Annotated in this window: 15 protein-coding genes; 13 read left to right on the top strand and 2 right to left on the bottom strand. The window is 43.1% G+C overall.

What is annotated here, in order from left to right; translation table 11 throughout:
• Positions 1-42 precede the first annotated feature (42 nt).
• Entirely contained in the window at positions 43-1,548 is a 1,506-nt protein-coding gene (gppA, locus tag PR808_RS14860) for a guanosine-5'-triphosphate,3'-diphosphate diphosphatase (protein ID WP_206083064.1), read from the bottom strand.
• Positions 1,549-1,559: 11 nt separating this feature from the next.
• Positions 1,560-2,846, bottom strand: a complete 1,287-nt coding sequence (gene rhlB, locus PR808_RS14855) for an ATP-dependent RNA helicase RhlB (protein WP_206083066.1) — start codon at positions 2,844-2,846, stop codon at positions 1,560-1,562.
• 118 nt (positions 2,847-2,964) lie between these two features.
• Between rhlB and trxA the strand changes: the two genes are divergently transcribed.
• From trxA to wzyE, 13 genes are all read left to right on the top strand, one after another.
• Complete coding sequence (gene trxA / locus PR808_RS14850) at positions 2,965-3,291, top strand: thioredoxin TrxA (RefSeq protein WP_206083068.1); 327 nt, start codon at positions 2,965-2,967, stop codon at positions 3,289-3,291.
• A gap of 700 nt (positions 3,292-3,991) precedes the next feature.
• On the top strand, positions 3,992-5,251 hold the full coding sequence (rho, locus tag PR808_RS14845) for a transcription termination factor Rho (RefSeq protein ID WP_206083070.1): 1,260 nt from the start codon (positions 3,992-3,994) through the stop codon (positions 5,249-5,251).
• A 533-nt stretch (positions 5,252-5,784) separates the two neighbouring features.
• Positions 5,785-6,870, top strand: a complete 1,086-nt coding sequence (wecA, locus tag PR808_RS14840) for a UDP-N-acetylglucosamine--undecaprenyl-phosphate N-acetylglucosaminephosphotransferase (protein ID WP_206083072.1) — start codon at positions 5,785-5,787, stop codon at positions 6,868-6,870.
• A 29-nt stretch (positions 6,871-6,899) separates the two neighbouring features.
• Positions 6,900-7,958, top strand: coding sequence for an ECA polysaccharide chain length modulation protein (gene wzzE, locus PR808_RS14835; protein WP_047755910.1), 1,059 nt, complete (start codon positions 6,900-6,902; stop codon positions 7,956-7,958).
• 98 nt (positions 7,959-8,056) lie between these two features.
• Positions 8,057-9,187: a non-hydrolyzing UDP-N-acetylglucosamine 2-epimerase gene (gene wecB, locus PR808_RS14830; protein WP_206083074.1), complete on the top strand. Its 1,131-nt coding sequence runs from the start codon at positions 8,057-8,059 to the stop codon at positions 9,185-9,187.
• Entirely contained in the window at positions 9,184-10,446 is a 1,263-nt protein-coding gene (wecC, locus tag PR808_RS14825; RefSeq protein WP_272539561.1) for a UDP-N-acetyl-D-mannosamine dehydrogenase, read from the top strand. Before wecB ends, wecC begins: the two co-directional genes overlap by 4 nt.
• Positions 10,443-11,510, top strand: coding sequence for a dTDP-glucose 4,6-dehydratase (gene rffG, locus PR808_RS14820; RefSeq protein WP_272539560.1), 1,068 nt, complete (start codon positions 10,443-10,445; stop codon positions 11,508-11,510). Before wecC ends, rffG begins: the two co-directional genes overlap by 4 nt.
• An 8-nt stretch (positions 11,511-11,518) precedes the next feature.
• Positions 11,519-12,400 (top strand): glucose-1-phosphate thymidylyltransferase RfbA, encoded by an 882-nt coding sequence (rfbA, locus tag PR808_RS14815; protein ID WP_272539559.1) that lies wholly within the window; start codon positions 11,519-11,521, stop codon positions 12,398-12,400.
• Positions 12,378-13,118 carry a dTDP-4-amino-4,6-dideoxy-D-galactose acyltransferase gene (rffC, locus tag PR808_RS14810; protein ID WP_206083079.1) on the top strand — a complete coding sequence of 247 codons (741 nt, stop codon included), beginning with the start codon at positions 12,378-12,380 and terminating at the stop codon, positions 13,116-13,118. Before rfbA ends, rffC begins: the two co-directional genes overlap by 23 nt.
• Entirely contained in the window at positions 13,105-14,235 is a 1,131-nt protein-coding gene (gene rffA / locus PR808_RS14805) for a dTDP-4-amino-4,6-dideoxygalactose transaminase (protein WP_206083080.1), read from the top strand. Before rffC ends, rffA begins: the two co-directional genes overlap by 14 nt.
• Positions 14,235-15,485 carry a lipid III flippase WzxE gene (gene wzxE / locus PR808_RS14800; protein ID WP_272539558.1) on the top strand — a complete coding sequence of 417 codons (1,251 nt, stop codon included), beginning with the start codon at positions 14,235-14,237 and terminating at the stop codon, positions 15,483-15,485. Before rffA ends, wzxE begins: the two co-directional genes overlap by 1 nt.
• Positions 15,482-16,564, top strand: a complete 1,083-nt coding sequence (locus PR808_RS14795; RefSeq protein WP_206083082.1) for a TDP-N-acetylfucosamine:lipid II N-acetylfucosaminyltransferase — start codon at positions 15,482-15,484, stop codon at positions 16,562-16,564. The genes wzxE and PR808_RS14795 overlap by 4 nt, the downstream gene beginning before the upstream one ends.
• Entirely contained in the window at positions 16,561-17,916 is a 1,356-nt protein-coding gene (gene wzyE, locus PR808_RS14790; RefSeq protein ID WP_206083083.1) for an ECA oligosaccharide polymerase, read from the top strand. Before PR808_RS14795 ends, wzyE begins: the two co-directional genes overlap by 4 nt.
• The last annotated feature ends 2 nt before the right edge of the window (positions 17,917-17,918 follow it).

The following is a 17,918-nucleotide window of genomic DNA, read 5'->3' as shown; positions in this document are numbered from 1 at the left end:
TTATTGAGCTTCCACACTAGAGTGACTCTAGTGTGGAAATAATTAACAATTTGAACTGTTACGTTCTTCCAATTCTAGCATCCAATTTACATAACCTTGCCATTGCACTTCCTGTTGCAGGTTTTCTGCTCGCAGTGGATGTTCAGATAACCAGCGATATGGCAACACAATCGTGAGTCTATCTGCATTTGCATTTAATCTTAAAGCAGGCAATGTGTCATCACGTCGTCGGCTTGCAAAAATAATGGCTAATCGAAGTAAACGGCACAAACAATAGGCTTGTTGCATCGGTAGTGCATTTTGTTGGCTAAGCGGCGCTAAATCGACGGGGCCTTGTTGATTTTTTAATAAAGCCGCCAATAGCCGTTTTTGTGCAGGGGTATAGCCAGGTAAATCCAAGTGAGTGATCAAATAGCTGGCATGTTCAGAGCCTTTGCGAAAATCAACACTTAGGCCAATTTCATGCAACGCACATGCGCTTGATAATAAATCACGACAGCGGGTATCGAGTTGCCAATCTTTCGCCACTTGCAGATAAAAATATTCGGCTAACTGACGAACGCGGCTAGCTTGTTCGATATCGACTTGGAAACGACGCTGGATATTGCGTACAGTGCGAGCGCGAATATCTTGCTCAATCGGCAGTTCTAACATGCCATAAACGAGCCCTTCCCGTAGAGCACCGCCTGCAAGTGTCATACTATCAATATCTAGCGCTTCAAAAATGGCAATTAAAATGGATAAGCCGCTTGGAAATACTAAAGCACGCTCGAAGGTTAAACCTTCAATTTCAAGCTCTTCAAGTTTTTGGCATTGAATGGCTTTGCGTTTTAGTTGCTGCAATTTAGGCAATGTAATAAGTTCATCCATGCCTTGTGCAATCATAATTTCTTGGATTGCTTGTACAGTACCTGATGCGCCAACGCAGATTTTCCAGCCGTGAGCTTTTAAGGTATCGGCAACGGGTTCGATAACCTTCCTTGCGGCTGCTTGTGCGGCTGAAAAATTGTCTTCTGTTAAGCTTCTATCACTGAAATAGCGCTCAAGCCATGTCACACAGCCCATCTCAAGGCTATAGAGCTGCTGTGCTTTTGCGCCAGTTCCTGTTACAAGTTCAGTGCTTCCCCCTCCAATATCCACCACCAAGCGTTGGTCGGGGCCGCCTGTCGTATGTGCAACACCTTGATAAATTAAGCGGGCTTCTTCTTCCCCTTGAATGACTTTAACGGGATTTCCTAGGATATTGCTGGCTTTTTCGATGAAAATATCGGCATTTTTCGCTAAGCGTAGTGTTGCAGTCGCGACCACACGAATTTGTGTTGTCGGAATATCTTGTAGATGTTCCGAAAAAAGTCGTAGACATTGCCAACCACGTTCCATCGCTTGTTCAGAAAGGTGATTGTTTTTATCTAACCCAGCAGCAAGACGGACTTTTCGTTTAACCCTAGAAATAACCTGTATGCTGCCAGCGGTTTCACGTACGACAAGCATGTGAAAACTGTTAGAACCTAAATCGATAGCAGCATAAAGAGAAGAAGATTTCAGCATAGCGTTTTTACTCAGCCTGGACGTTTATGGTTATTACGCGGACCATTGTGGCGGCGCGGTGCATTTGAATTGCGGCGCTGGCCTCCAGGGCGTGGGCGATGACGACGTTTAGGTGCGGGTAAGTCACTTAATAATGCATCGCTGTTATATTTACTCACTGGAATCGAATGTTGAATGTATTCTTCGATTGCAGGCAAGTTAAGTGCATATTCTTCACAAGCTAGGCTAATTGAATTACCACTTTCCCCTGCACGACCAGTGCGGCCTATACGGTGAACGTAATCTTCACAGTCGTCAGGTAAATCGTAGTTAAAGACGTGGGTCACTGATGGAATATGTAATCCACGTGCAGCGACGTCCGTTGCCACTAAAATATCCAGTTGGCCCTGTGTAAATTGTTCTAAAATACGTAAACGTTTTTTCTGTGCCACATCGCCAGTCAGTAAGCCAACACGGTGACCATCGGCCGCTAAATGTGCCCAAATGTCATCACAACGGTGCTTAGTATTGGCGAAAATGATGCAACGCTCAGGCCACTCTTCTTCGAGAAGAGTCTGAAGTAAACGCATTTTTTCTTCATTTGAAGGATAAAAAAGCTCTTCTTTAATGCGATGGCCCGTTTTTTGTAAAGGCTCAACTTCAACATATTCAGGGTTATTCATTTGCTCAAAGGCGAGTTCTCTCACGCGATAAGACAGTGTGGCAGAAAATAACAGATTTAGTCTGTCAGCGGCCTCTGGCATACGACGGAATAACCAACGAATATCTTTAATAAAACCAAGGTCGTACATGCGGTCAGCTTCATCAAGTACAACGACTTGAATGGCGGCTAAATCTACATGGCCTTGTTTCGCATAGTCAATAAGACGGCCAGTCGTTCCTATGAGGATATCGACACCGTTTTGTAACACTTTTAGCTGTTCATCGTAGCCATCGCCACCATAAGCGAGCCCCATTTTCAGACCCGTATATTCTGCCAACTCTTTGGCATCAGAGTAAATCTGAACAGCGAGTTCACGAGTCGGTGCCATCATGAGTGCACGTGGCTGATTCGCTTTTTTCCCTTCAATAGCAGGGTGAGTTAATAGATAATGAAACGTTGACGTTAAGAATGCTAACGTTTTACCTGTACCTGTTTGCGCTTGTCCCGCAACGTCTTTGCCTTCGACAGTGAAAGGCAATGTTGACGCCTGTATAGGCGTGCAATAATTGAAGCCTTTCTTGTTCAGAGCTTCAATGACTTTAGGGTGCAATGCGAAGTCGGAAAACTTCTTTTCTGTCAAGTGTGCTTTACTCATAGTATGTTAGAATATCAGTTAACGGTTGGTTTACGAAAGTGTATCTTTTGAAATAAAGCATACTGCTGCCAATAATGTTACACTAAGTCTGCAAAAAGATGATTCTTTGGAGTACAACATGAGCGACAAAATTATACATATAACTGATGCAAGCTTTGAAACTGCAGTTCTGAAATCAAATTCACCTGTTCTCGTCGATTTCTGGGCAGCATGGTGTGGTCCTTGTAAAATGATCGCGCCTATTCTTGATGAAGTTGCTGAAGAATATACAGGCAAATTGACCATCGCAAAACTGAATATTGATGATAATCCAGCTACTGCTCCAAAATACGGAATTCGTGGTATCCCGACATTATTATTATTCAAAAATGGTAGTGTAGCAGCGACAAAAGTTGGTGCATTATCTAAAACGCAACTGAAAGAATTTCTAGACGAAAATCTGTAAGTTATCGTTATATGTGATCTAAAACGTTTAGCGGCGTATCTATTTTATCAAGAGAGTCGCTAGACGTCCTCATCTAAGCATGATAAGTTATCACTATTCCTCGTGTAGCACCCGTATGAATTACTCTGTATTCCATTGCTCTTATCTTATATATCAAGCTAGTTAGTTCAGTATTTTAATGATTTTTGATTATCAAAACTAATGGCACAATGATTTTAAATATGAAAACTGAGAACATAGACATTGAGTTAAGCACCCGCTAGATTCAATATTGTTGTTTCACATGAATTTTTCATATACCTTAAAGATAGTGCATAAGCAGTAGTATGACATAAGACGTTGTTAAGTCTTCGGATGTAAAAACGTATCGGGAAAAATTTAGTGTGCAGGGAATGTGTTTTTAAATGCGAAGCTGAACCTAAATTTGCGATCTTGGGATAGATGTTGTCCTAAATGTACAAAAAACTATTGCTAATGTTGCGTGTGTTTCTAATAATATGCCAAACATCGTTCAGATGAGCTATGGTCATATGTTAAAACAGATTTAGCAGTGGCTAGCACAAATTTTTATGCATTGTTGTTGGCTTTATTGAGTTGGCTACCAACAGGGCAGTTAAGTTAAACTGGCACTTAATAAATAAGTTGCCGTCAATTAACGTTCATAGTTCGAGAATTACCCCGAGTTAAAGAACCCACCATTATGAATCTTACCGAATTAAAAAATACGCCAGTATCAGAATTGATTACGTTAGGCGAAAATATGGGGCTAGAGAACTTAGCCCGTATGAGAAAGCAGGATATTATTTTTTCCATTTTGAAGCAGCATGCGAAAAGTGGTGAAGATATTTTCGGCGATGGCGTACTGGAAATATTGCAGGATGGATTTGGTTTCCTCCGTTCCGCAGACAGTTCTTACCTCGCAGGTCCCGATGATATCTATGTTTCTCCTAGCCAAATCCGCCGTTTTAACCTACGTACAGGTGACACCATTTCAGGAAAAATTCGACCTCCTAAAGAAGGCGAACGTTATTTTGCTCTCCTGAAAGTCAATGAAGTTAACTTCGACAAACCTGAAAACGCACGTAGTAAAATCCTTTTCGAAAACTTAACACCATTACATGCAAATAGTCGTCTTCGCATGGAACGTGGTAACGGTTCAACAGAAGATTTAACGGCGCGAGTTTTAGACTTAGCTGCACCAATTGGCCGTGGTCAACGTGGGCTGATTGTTGCTCCGCCAAAAGCAGGTAAAACGATGTTGCTGCAAAATATTGCCGCTAACATTGCACACAATTATCCAGATTGCGTTCTGATGGTTCTGTTGATCGATGAGCGTCCTGAAGAAGTAACAGAAATGCAGCGCTTAGTTAAAGGTGAAGTTATCGCTTCTACTTTTGATGAGCCAGCTGCGCGTCACGTTCAAGTGGCTGAAATGGTTATCGAGAAAGCAAAACGTCTGGTTGAACATAAAAAAGACGTCATTATCTTACTCGACTCCATTACACGTCTTGCTCGTGCGTATAACACCGTGGTTCCTTCATCTGGTAAAGTTTTAACAGGTGGTGTGGACGCAAACGCCTTACATCGTCCTAAACGTTTCTTCGGTGCTGCCCGTAATGTCGAAGAAGGTGGAAGCCTGACAATCATTGCAACTGCACTGGTTGATACAGGTTCGAAAATGGATGAAGTTATTTACGAGGAGTTTAAAGGTACAGGTAATATGGAACTGCACCTTTCTCGTAAAATTGCGGAAAAACGTGTATTCCCAGCGATTGATTACAATCGTTCTGGTACGCGTAAAGAAGAATTACTTACTTCACAAGACGAACTGCAAAAAATGTGGATCCTACGTAAAATTATTCATCCAATGGGTGAGATTGATGCGATGGAATTCCTCATTAGTAAGCTCGCAATGGCAAAAACTAACGAAGAGTTCTTTGATTTTATGAAGAGAGCTTAGTTGTTTTGGTTTCTAGCTTCAACGAAAGGTGCCTACATGGCACCTTTTTTTGTGCGTATATCACATCATGATATATTTGAATTAAAATCTTTTTGAAAATCCATCACTCATATTAATTTGATAGATTAGTATCTAATTTTAAGATGAGAGTATTGATAATAAGTATTGTTGGAGTAATTCAATGCTGTTTATCGGGTTTACTATTTTGACTGAAATTAGTTTTTTGGTTTATTAAAAGATGTGGGGTGTCGTGAAGGCTACTAATTGATTAACACTATTTCAGTGTATTGCTTTTATGGCATGCATCTTGCAGCTATTAAGTATAAAATGTGTCAGATTCCATTATTGAATGAGCAACACGAATAAAGTGTGTTTTTTAATAATGTTACAGTTATCTCTTTATGAATATAGATTCGTCTTATAGTAGATTTTATTACTGAGATGATAATGCAGTAGCGATTGCATTTTTATCGGCATTCGCCAATAAAAGTTTAGTATTGATAGTTAAATAAAAATATTAAGAGAGTCAAACAGTGGACACCATACACTTTGTAACCAACCTCTTCTACGTCTTCTTGTTTTCGTTAGTTTTTATTTTCTTCGCCCGTATCGTTGCGATAAAAATCGGGTTAGTTGATAAGCCTAACTTCAGAAAGAAACACGTAGGGCTTATTCCTCTTGTTGGGGGAATATCCGTTTTCTTTGGGATCTGTTTTGCATTTTATATCACAGAGGAATATATCCCTCATAAGTGGTTATACATTGCGAGTGCTGGGTTATTGGTTTTTATCGGTGCATTAGATGACCGATTTGATATTAGCGTGAAGTTAAGAGCAGGGGTTCAGGCGATTGTCGCGGTCGTTATGATGACAGCTGCAGGGCTTAAACTGGAATCATTGGGTCATGCTTTTGGCCCGTGGGAATTAGTATTGGGTCCGTTTGGTTATATTGTCACTTTATTTGCAGTATGGGCGGCGATAAATGCCTTTAATATGGTGGATGGTATTGATGGGTTACTTGGCGGGCTTTCTTCTGTTTCCTTTGGAGCACTAGGTTTCTTACTGTATCAAAATGGTAACTATGCATTAGCATTTTGGTGTTTTGCTTTTATTGCAGCTATTCTTCCTTATATCCTTTTAAATCTAGGTGTATTAGGCCGTCGATTTAAAGTCTTTATGGGGGATGCGGGAAGTACTTTAATTGGGTTTACGATTATTTGGATTTTGGTGGCTTCAACACAGGAAGAGGTTCACCCAATCAACCCAGTTACAGCACTATGGATTATCGCAATCCCTCTGATGGATATGGTTGCAATTATGTATCGTCGAATCCGTAAGGGAATGAGTCCGTTTTCTCCAGACCGTCAGCACATTCATCATTTGATTATGCGCTCAGGTTTTACACCAAAAGGGGCTTTTGTTCTGATTACGTTGTCAGCCGCATTTTTAGCTTGCATTGGTATTATCGGTGAACGCTTAGCATTTGTACCAGAATGGGTAATGTTGGCATTATTTTTGCTTGTATTTATGATGTATGGTTATTGCATCAAACGAGCTTGGAAAGTCGCCCGTTTTATTAAACGAGTTCGACGCAAAGCGCGCAGGGGTGCAGTACGGTAACGAAAAAACGAAAATAGAGGTTCTGTGCAGTGAATAACTCAGAAACACAACCGAGTCAGCATCAAACACCAATAGAGCCAGAGTTGGATATCCGCGGTTTATGCCGCTCCTTGTGGCAAGGAAAAGTTTGGATCGTTGCATTTGCCGTGATTTTTGCGGCAATTGCATTGGGAGCATCCTATTTTATGCAGCCCAAATGGAGTGCGACAGCGATTACGGATTTACCAACTGTAAATAATTTGGGAAGTTATTACTCTCAGCAACAGTTTCTGCGCAACCTCGATTCCCGTATTAATAGTACTGGGCAAGAAGGGCAATTGCCGACAATTGCAAAAGAAGCTTATCAAGAGTTTACTAAGCAACTCGGCTCTTACGATACCCGCCGCCAATTTTGGTTGAGCACAGATTATTACAAGCAACGGTTAGAAAATGATCCAAAAGCGGATGCTGCATTATTGGATGAGCTCATCAATGATATTGAGTTTACACCCGCTGATGAAGTGAAAAATCTAACGGATAGTATTAAATTAGTGGCTGAAACATCAACAGACGCAAACCAGTTGTTACGCCAATACACGCAATTTGCGAATCAACGTGCAACCGCGAATCTGAATGATGAAATTAAAGGCACTTGGGCAACTAAAATGCAATCAATGAAAGCGTTGGTTAAACGTGAAGACATGGTGGCAACTGCCGCTTATGAAAGACGATTAAACGCGTTGGAACAAGCACTAAAAGTTGCTGAAAAACAAGGTATTGTGCGTAATCAAAGCGCAACACCAGTCGATGAAATCCCTGATTCTAAAATGTTTATGTTAGGCGCCCCATTATTACAGGCACAAATTGAAACATTAAAAGCAACGGGCCCAGATCATGACTCAGATTATGACCAAAACATCGCAATGTTATCAACATTAAGCGTTGGGCCTACTCTCCAAGATAATTTTCAAGCTTACCGTTATTTGCGTACGCCTGAAGATCCTGTCAAACGTGATAGCCCACGTCGAGCCTTTATGATGGTTCTATGGGGCGCTATAGGGTTATTAGTGGGTGCCGGAGTGGTACTTTCTCGCCGCCGTCCATCTTGATTTTGGGATAAGCCACTGACACATTTATCAGTGGCTTGATAAAGTCATTAAGCTTAAATAAGCAGCACACTGCAAAAGATAAATATAAGAGAGTCATCGTGAAAGTATTGACTGTATTCGGCACTCGACCAGAAGCCATCAAGATGGCGCCGTTAGTTCATGCACTGGCGAACGATGCTGATTTTGAAGCAAAAGTTTGTGTCACTGCACAACATCGTGAAATGCTTGATCAAGTACTGAAATTATTTGAGATCACACCCGATTACGATCTCAACATTATGAAACCAGGGCAAGACTTAACGGATATTACCTGTCGTATTCTTGAAGGGCTGAAAAGTGTTTTTGCCGATTTCCAGCCTGATGTTGTTCTTGTTCATGGCGACACTGCAACTACTATGGCAACGAGCCTCGCTGCGTTTTACCATCGTATTCCTGTTGGGCATGTTGAGGCAGGGTTACGTACGGGGAATCTTTATTCGCCATGGCCTGAAGAAGCTAACCGCAAAATTGCGGGGCACTTAGCGATGTATCACTTCGCCCCAACAGAAAACTCACGCCAAAATTTATTAAAAGAATCGATCCCTGATAGCCACATTTTTGTGACTGGCAATAGCGTGATTGATGCGCTGTTATGGGTGCGAGATAAAGTCATGAGCGACCAGCACATGATGGAAAAGTTGGGTGCAAACTACCCATTTATTGACCCTAATAAGAAAATGATTTTAGTGACAGGCCACCGCCGAGAAAGTTTTGGTGGCGGTTTTGAGCGTATTTGCCACGCATTGGCTGACATTGCTCAGGCTCACCCAGATGTACAAGTTGTTTATCCTGTGCATCTGAATCCAAATGTGAGTGAGCCTGTAAAACGTATTTTGCATAATATTGATAATATTATTTTAATTAGCCCTCAAGAATATCTTCCATTTGTCTACTTAATGAATCATGCCTACTTGATTTTGACTGATTCAGGGGGAATTCAAGAAGAAGCGCCTTCTCTCGGTAAACCCGTTTTAGTCATGAGAGATACCACTGAGCGACCTGAAGCCGTTGACGCAGGTACAGTTCGTCTTGTGGGAACAGATACACAAAAAATTGTTAACGAAGTTAATCGGTTACTGACAGATGATGCGGAATATCATGAAATGAGCCGCGCACATAACCCGTATGGGGATGGTCATGCTTGTCAGCGTATTCTTACAGCATTAAAAAGTAATCAGGTGAAATTATGAGTTTTGAAACTATTTCTGTTATTGGCCTTGGTTATATCGGTTTACCAACAGCAGCAGCCTTCGCATCACGTAAAAAACAGGTTGTCGGTGTGGATGTTAACCAACATGCGGTGGATACTATTAATCAAGGGAAAATCCACATCGTGGAACCTGAACTTGATATCGTGGTGAAGAAAGCCGTTGAAGAAGGTCATTTGAAAGCTTTTACAAAGCCACAGCCTGCCGATGCTTATTTGATTGCTGTTCCAACACCATTTAAAGGTGATCACGAACCCGATTTAGCTTATGTCCGTTCTGCGGCAGAGTCGATTGCGCCTGTGCTGAAAAAAGGTGATTTAGTGATCCTTGAGTCTACTTCTCCAGTAGGTACAACGGAGCAAATGGCACAGTGGATGGCGGAAGCTCGCCCAGATTTAACGTTTCCACATCAAGCGGGTGAAGACGCGGATATTGATGTTGCTTACTGCCCAGAGCGTGTATTGCCAGGGCAAGTGATGGTCGAATTAATTAAAAATGACCGTGTTGTGGGCGGCATGACACCGAAGTCTTCACTGCGAGCGAGTGAGTTATACAACATTTTCCTTGAAGGGGAATGCGTGATCACCAATTCAAGAACCGCAGAAATGTGCAAATTAACGGAAAACAGCTTCCGTGATGTTAATATCGCATTTGCGAACGAATTATCATTAATTTGTGCAGAGCAAGATATCAATGTGTGGGAGCTGATCAGCCTAGCAAACCGCCACCCGCGCGTGAATATTTTACAACCAGGCCCTGGTGTTGGTGGTCACTGTATTGCCGTTGACCCATGGTTCATTGTTGCTCAAAATCCGAAACAATCACGTTTAATCCACACCGCACGTTTAGTGAATGACGGCAAGCCAATTTGGGTCGTTGATCAAGTGAAAGCGGCTGTTGCGGATTGCTTAGTGGAAACAGGCAAGAAAGCCAGCGAAGTGACGATTGCGTGTTTTGGGCTTTCGTTTAAACCGAATATTGATGATTTACGTGAAAGCCCAGCAATGCATATCACTAAAATGGTGGCGAACTGGAACCTAGGTAAAACTTATGCGGTTGAGCCACATATCGAAGAATTACCAACATCGCTGAAAGGCATTTCTGAATTAGTTTCAATTGAAAAAGCGGTGAATGAAGCGGATGTGATCCTGATGTTAGTTGACCACAATGTTTTTAAAGGCATTCAAGGTTCAGCAATCCCACAAAAATGGGTTGTGGATACAAAAGGAGTCTGGCGTTGAAACGCATTCTAATCACTGGAGGTGCGGGGTTTATTGGCTCCGCAGTGGTGCGTCATATTATTGAGAATACGAACGACAGTGCGATTGTGATTGATTGCCTGACTTATGCAGGCAACCTTGAATCCCTCGCGCCTGTCGCGAGCAGTGAACGCTATGCGTTTGAGCAAGTGAATATCTGCGACCGACAAGCACTTGACCACGTTTTTGCTCAATATCAACCCGATGCTGTTATGCATCTGGCGGCGGAAAGCCACGTGGACCGTTCTATTGACGGTCCTGCCGCTTTTATTGAAACCAACATTGTGGGTACTTACACACTGTTAGAAGCCGCGCGTCATTATTGGTCTGCGTTAGATGAAGGGAAAAAAGCGGCATTCCGTTTCCACCACATCTCGACAGACGAAGTATACGGTGATTTGGATGGTCCTGAAGGTTTCTTCACAGAAACAACACCTTATGCGCCAAGCAGTCCATACTCTGCCTCTAAAGCATCCAGCGACCATTTGGTGCGTGCGTGGCAAAGAACTTATGGTTTGCCAACGATGATCACCAACTGCTCAAATAATTATGGGCCATATCATTTCCCTGAGAAATTGATCCCCTTAATTATTTTAAACGCCTTAGCGGGCAAACCACTGCCAGTGTATGGCAAAGGTGAGCAAATTCGTGATTGGTTGTTTGTGGAAGATCATGCACGCGCTTTACATTTGGTGGCAACAACGGCGCAGCCAGGCACAACGTACAATATCGGTGGGCATAACGAACGCCGTAATATTGAAGTTGTTGAAACCATTTGTGAGCTGCTGGAAGAGTTGCATCCGCAAAAACCACAAGGTGTAGCACATTACCGCGATTTAATTACTTATGTGAAAGACAGACCTGGTCACGACATGCGCTATGCTATTGATGCAGCAAAAATTGAGCGTGAATTGGGCTGGAAACCTGAAGAAACTTTCGAGTCTGGTATTCGCAAAACAGTGTTGTGGTATTTGAATAACGAAACGTGGTGGCGTCGTGTACAAGATGGCTCCTACGCAGGTGAACGCTTAGGCCTTGGCAATTAGGTGAAACCATGAAAGGTATTATTTTAGCGGGGGGATCGGGAACGCGTTTACACCCAATTACCCGTGGTATTTCTAAACAATTATTGCCTATCTATGATAAGCCAATGATTTATTACCCGCTTTCTGTCTTGATGTTAGCGGGTATTCGCGAAATTTTAATTATTTCGACTCCCGATGATTTACCGATGTTCAAGCGCCTATTGGGGGATGGACATGAGTTTGGTATTGAACTGAGTTATGCAGAGCAGCCATCACCAGATGGATTAGCACAAGCCTTTATTATTGGTGAAGAATTTATCAATGGTGATAGCTGTTGTTTAGTCTTAGGGGATAACATTTTCTTTGGTCATTCGTTTAGCCCGAAACTGAAATCAGTCGCAGAACGCCCCCATGGGGCAACGGTATTCGGCTACCAAGTCATGGACCCAGAGCGCTTTGGTGTGGTGGAGTTTGATGATAATTTTAAAGCGTTATCTATCGAAGAAAAACCGACAAAACCGAAATCAAACTGGGCGGTAACAGGGTTATATTTCTACGACTCTCAAGTGGTTGAATTTGCTAAGCAAGTCAAGCCATCTGAACGCGGTGAATTAGAAATTACGTCTATCAATCAAATGTATTTAGAGCGCGGGCAGTTAAATGTTGAACTGCTTGGCCGTGGTTTTGCTTGGTTGGATACGGGCACCCACGACAGCTTGATTGAGGCAGGTACATTTGTACAAACCGTTGAAAAACGACAAGGTTTTAAAGTTGCCTGCTTAGAAGAAATCGCATGGCGTAATGGTTGGCTAACCGACGAACAAGTCGCAGCTTCCGCGCAGCAACTGAAGAAAACCGGTTATGGGCAATATTTAGAGGATTTACTCCGTGTCCGTCCGCGCCAGTATTGATGGTTTGCAGTGGGAGAGCGACTTCTTTCATCGCTCAACCGCAAAATTAAATTTCTCGGGGGAGAACCTCGAAACTGTCCTTGCTTATCAAATGGATGCGTACGATATCATCCAAGCCAAGGTTGCAGCATCTGAAACGTTATTGATTGATGACTTAACCAGTATGGGGTTTGCATTTGTCGAAGGTGAAATTGATTTTGCCCTCACTATTGGCACAGAAAATGCTTATCTAAAGGCGGGGTTAACGGTGGCAGATAGCATCGTTGCGGCGCAAGTGGATGACGTCCCTTTACTGCAACAAGCAGCTGCCTCTGTCTTTAGTAATAGCCGTTTTCGCGCGCCTTGGTATCGTGAAGGGGACAGCGGGCGGTTTTACGCGTTGTGGATAGAAAAAGCCGTGCTTGGTACGTTTGACCATACTTGCTTATTAGTCAAAGACGCCTCTGACCGCATTTTAGGTTTTGTGAGTTTGCGCCATATTGATGATGATACTGCACGCATCGGGCTTTTAGCGAAAGTACCTGAAGCGCAAGGGCGAGGAATAGGTCGCAAGTTAATGTCTGCGGCATTCGACTGGTGTGTGCAACACCAAAAAAGACAGTTAAATGTTGCCACCCAAATCAGCAATGTTGCGGCATTAAATCTTTATTCACGTAGCGGTGCGGCGATTGCCAGTACCGCCTATTGGTTATACAGGGGACAACATGATTCCATTTAATAAACCACCCGTTGTAGGCACTGAATTAGAGTATATGAGACAAGCCATGGAAAGTGGCAAGCTGTGTGGTGATGGTGGTTTCACAAAACGTTGTGAAGAGTGGATGGAAAAACGTTTTAATTGCCCAAAAGTGCAGTTAACACCATCTTGCACCGCGTCATTAGAAATGGCGGCAATCCTGATTGATATTAAGCCTGGCGATGAAGTGATCATGCCGAGCTTTACCTTTGTATCAACCTCAAACGCATTTGTTCTGCGCGGCGCGAAAATTGTGTTCGTTGATATCCGTCCAGATACGATGAATATTGATGAAACGAAAATCGAAGCGGCGATTACTGAGCGTACGCGTGCGATTGTGCCTGTTCACTACGCAGGGGTTGCCTGTGAAATGGACACCATCATGGATATTGCCAAAAAACATGACCTATTCGTCATTGAAGATGCGGCACAAGGCGTGATGTCAACCTATAAAGGCAAGGCTTTAGGGACAATTGGCCACATTGGTTGTTACAGTTTTCATGAAACCAAAAACTACTCTTCCGGTGGGGAAGGTGGCGCGACGTTAATCAACGATAAAGACTTAATCAGCCGTGCTGAAGTGATCCGTGAAAAAGGGACAAACCGTAGCCAATTCTTCCGCGGACAAGTGGATAAATACACATGGCGTGATATCGGTTCAAGCTACCTGTTGTCTGATTTACAAGCGGCTTACCTGTGGGCTCAATTGGAAGAAGCAGACAAAATCAACGAACGCCGTTTATTGCTATGGAAACGTTACTACGAAGCGTTGCAACCGCTGGCGGATGCAGGCCGTTTAGTATTAGCGACTGTGCCTGAAGGTTTAGTGCACAACGCCCATATGTTCTACATCAAATTGAAGGATGTGGAAGAACGTACTGAATTCAATGAGTTTATGAAATCTCACGGTATTTTAACTGTATTCCACTACGTTGCACTACACACAAGTCCTGCGGGGCTGGAGTTTGGTCGCTTCCATGGTGAAGACAAATACACTACGAAAGAAAGTGACCGACTGGTGCGTTTGCCGATGTTCTACAACATGACGGATGCAGAACAACAAACAGTTATCGAACAGATTAAGGCGTTCTTTGCCTAATGTCGTTAGCTAGAGCCTCTGTTTGGACTGCTGGGTCTACCCTGATTAAAATCGGGGCAGGCCTGCTTATCGTTAAATTACTGGCGATTGCATTTGGCCCGAGCGGTGTTGGGTTGGCGGGGAACTTCCGCCAATTGATCACCGTTCTGGGTGTATTGTCTGGTGCGGGGATTTTCAATGGTGTCACAAAGTATGTGGCAGAGCACCATCAAGACCCCGTCAAGCTTCGTGCTGTTTTAGGGACATCATCAACGCTAATCCTCGGCTTTTCAACGCTGTTAGCCATTGTTTTCTTATTATTCAGTGGTGCTATTAGTCAGGTATTATTTGATAGTCCTGATTACGCCTCTGTGATTTATGCTGTGGCTTTTATTCAGATGGGGATAGCCTACGCAAACTACTTTTTAGCCATCCTAAAAGGTTATCGAGACGCATCGGGTAACGCTCAAGCTATCATTTTAGGGAGCTTAGTGGGTGTTGTTGCCTATTATTTGTGCTATACCTTGGGAGGATATGAAGGTGCGCTTGCAGGCTTAGCCCTTGTACCAGCCTTAGTTGTCCTGCCCGCAGGCTTGATGATTATTCGCCGTAAACAATTTGCACTGTCAATGCTTAAACCCGCGTGGGACAAAGCCATTGCAACGCATTTAGGTAAATTCACTGTTATGGCGCTATTAACGTCAGTGACATTACCTGTTGCTTATATCGTGATGCGAAATCTATTGGCGGAGCGTTATAGTTGGGATGATGTCGGGTTATGGGCGGGGGTTAGCACCATTTCAGATGCTTACTTGCAGTTTATTACCGCATCATTTTCAGTGTATTTGCTGCCAACACTTTCCCGTTTACAGCATAAAAGCGAAATTTCATCTGAAATTATCAAAGCATTAAAATTTGTCTTACCCGCTGTCGCGGTGGCCAGTTTTATGGTTTGGCTCCTGCGTGATTTTGCCATTTGGCTGCTATTTTCTGAGAAGTTTACAGGAATGAGAGACCTTTTTGCTTGGCAATTGGTGGGGGATGTCCTGAAAGTTGGCGCATATGTGTTTGGTTATTTGGTGATAGCCAAAGCCGCATTGCGTTTTTATGTTCTGACAGAAGTGAGTCAATTTGTGTTGCTGATGGGTTTTGCTCACTGGCTTATTCCTGAGCATGGCGCAGTTGGTGCGACACAGGCCTATATGGCTACTTATATCGTATACTTTATTTTATGTTGTTGCGTATTTTTGATTTACCGTAGGCGAGCATGACAACCTTAATACATGTACTGGGATCGAACCTCCCACACCATAATCAGACGGTTTTGACGTTTTTTAATAGCGTAATTAGCCAGGAAATGGCGCCGTCACAAAAACTGCATTTTATGGTCGTAAGCGATGATGCGAGGCTTGCTGACGCTTATCCGCAGCTCGAAATTGATATTTTTGAGAGTAAAAAAGCCATTGCAAATAGTGTGATCAAGCGGGCGAAAGCAGATCGCCGTACCCGTTTCTTCTTCCATGGGCAATTTAATGCACCGATTTGGCTGGCACTGTTATTTGGCCAAATCAAACCTCATCAATTTTGGTGGCATATCTGGGGTGCGGACCTGTACGAAGAATCCAATTCACTGAAATTTAAACTGTTTTATGTTTTACGCCGCTTAGCGCAAAAAAAAGTTGGGCATGTTTGTGCGACGCGTGGCGATTTATGTTATTTCCACCAGTCGAACCCGAAAGTGCCTGCTTCAGTGCTGTATTTTCCAACACGGATGGATCCTGCTTTAACGATAAGCGAACGTAAGCCACGTGAAGGCGAGCAATTGACTATCTTGCTCGGTAACTCAGGTGATCGCTCTAATCGCCATGTAGAGGCTCTGATTGCGATTAAACAGCAGTTTGGTGATAAGGCTCGCGTGATTATCCCAATGGGGTATCCTGCGAACAACCACGTTTATATTCAACACGTGGAAGACGCGGCAAATAGCCAATTTGCAGCGGGCCAGGTAGAAATCCTTAAAGAGCGTATGGAATTCAGTGATTATCTTAACGTGTTGAAGACCTGCGATCTCGGCTATTTCATTTTTAATCGCCAGCAAGGTGTTGGGACGGTTTGTTTATTAATTCAATTTGGCATCCCATTTGTGATCAGCCGCCAAAATACGTTTTGGCAGGATTTAACGGCACAAAACGTGCCTGTATTTTTTTATGGTGATGAATTGACGACCTCGCTGGTGGATGAAGCGCAGCGTCAAATGGCTTTGTTGGATAAAGCTAATATCGAATTTTTTGCTCCAAACTTTACTGAGGGGTGGAAAACCATTCTCAGTATCGCGGAGGGGCGAGCATGACGCTAATGGAGTTAGGTGGCTTAGCGTTGGTCTACCTGATATCAATCATCTTTATTGGCACTTTGCTCTATAAAGAGTTTTTACGTGTCCGCTTTAACTTCAACATTTTCTTTTCAATGTTGTATTTATTGACATTTTATTTTGGTTTTCCGTTAACCTGCGCCTTAGTGTTCCAGTTTGATGTGGCGGTTGTGACAGCCGATTATCTCTTGTATGCGCAGCTTGCGGCGACCAGTTTTTATGCCATTTATTACGTGGCTTATAAAACGCGGCTATCGCGCAAAGTGGAGACTTCACGGCGTGCGCTGTTTAGTATGAACAAAGTCGAAACCAATCTCACTTGCATGTTATTAATCGCTATTGCGGTAGTGACGGTAGGTATTTTCTTCATGCAGAACGGTTTTTTACTATTCAAGCTGAAATCCTACAGCCAAATTTTCTCCAGCCAAGTTTCAGGGGTCGCATTGAAGCGGTTTTTCTACTTCTTTATTCCTGCCATGCTGATTGTGTATTTTCTGCGACCAACACAAAAACGCTGGATTTTCTTCCTTGTCAGCACCGTAGCTTTTGGTTTTTTAACCTATGTTATTGTGGGTGGGACAAGGGCGAATATCATCATCGCTTTCGCACTATTTTTATTTATCGGTATCGTCAGGGGGTGGATCACTCTGTGGATGCTGGGTGCGGCAGGTGTCGCCAGTATTGTTGGGATGTTCTGGCTGGCATTAAAACGCTATGGCTTGGATGTGAGCGGCTCCGAGGCGTATTACACTTTCTTATACCTGACTCGAGATACGTTCTCGCCATGGGAAAACCTCGCTTTATTACTCAGCCATTATGATGAGATGGATTTCCAAGGACTTGCACCGATTATTCGTGATTTTTATGTGTTTATCCCATCGTGGGTATGGCCAGAGCGACCAGATACCGTACTAAACTCGGCGAACTACTTCACTTGGGAAGTGCTGAATAACCATTCTGGATTAGCCATTTCACCGACTTTGATTGGTTCATTAGTGGTGATGGGTGGGGTGATTTTCATTCCGCTCGGTGCAATCGCGGTGGGGTTGATCATTAAGTGGTTTGACTGGATTTATGGCATGAGTTTGCAAGAGCCAAACCGCTATAAGGCCGCGATTATGCAGGCATTTTGCTTCGGTGCGATTTTTAACATTATCGTATTAGCGCGTGAAGGCGTCGATTCTTTTGTCTCACGGGTGGTTTTTTTCTGCTTAATTTTTGGGTTATGCCTGATTCTAGCAAAACTCCTGTATTGGTTATTTGAAAGTGCGGGGCTTATCCGCACAAAAACAGCTTCTTTTTTAAGAAGCCAACAACGTGAAAGTCGTTAAGG

The sequence above is a fragment of the Providencia sp. PROV197 genome, from assembly GCF_028479625.1.
Classification (GTDB): Bacteria; Pseudomonadota; Gammaproteobacteria; order Enterobacterales; family Enterobacteriaceae; genus Providencia; species Providencia vermicola.
Note: the sequence above shows the minus strand (reverse complement) of the source record. Positions and strands in the feature narration are given on the sequence as shown.

Coding starts and splice junctions, on each gene's coding strand:
- wecC (WP_272539561.1), top strand. CDS start 9,184: ATGAGTTTTGAAACTATTTCTGTTATTGGCCTTGGTTATATCGGTTTA.
- rfbA (WP_272539559.1), top strand. CDS start 11,519: ATGAAAGGTATTATTTTAGCGGGGGGATCGGGAACGCGTTTACACCCA.
- gppA (WP_206083064.1), bottom strand. CDS start 1,548: ATGCTGAAATCTTCTTCTCTTTATGCTGCTATCGATTTAGGTTCTAAC.
- PR808_RS14795 (WP_206083082.1), top strand. CDS start 15,482: ATGACAACCTTAATACATGTACTGGGATCGAACCTCCCACACCATAAT.
- wzyE (WP_206083083.1), top strand. CDS start 16,561: ATGACGCTAATGGAGTTAGGTGGCTTAGCGTTGGTCTACCTGATATCA.
- trxA (WP_206083068.1), top strand. CDS start 2,965: ATGAGCGACAAAATTATACATATAACTGATGCAAGCTTTGAAACTGCA.
- wzxE (WP_272539558.1), top strand. CDS start 14,235: ATGTCGTTAGCTAGAGCCTCTGTTTGGACTGCTGGGTCTACCCTGATT.
- rhlB (WP_206083066.1), bottom strand. CDS start 2,846: ATGAGTAAAGCACACTTGACAGAAAAGAAGTTTTCCGACTTCGCATTG.
- rho (WP_206083070.1), top strand. CDS start 3,992: ATGAATCTTACCGAATTAAAAAATACGCCAGTATCAGAATTGATTACG.
- rffA (WP_206083080.1), top strand. CDS start 13,105: ATGATTCCATTTAATAAACCACCCGTTGTAGGCACTGAATTAGAGTAT.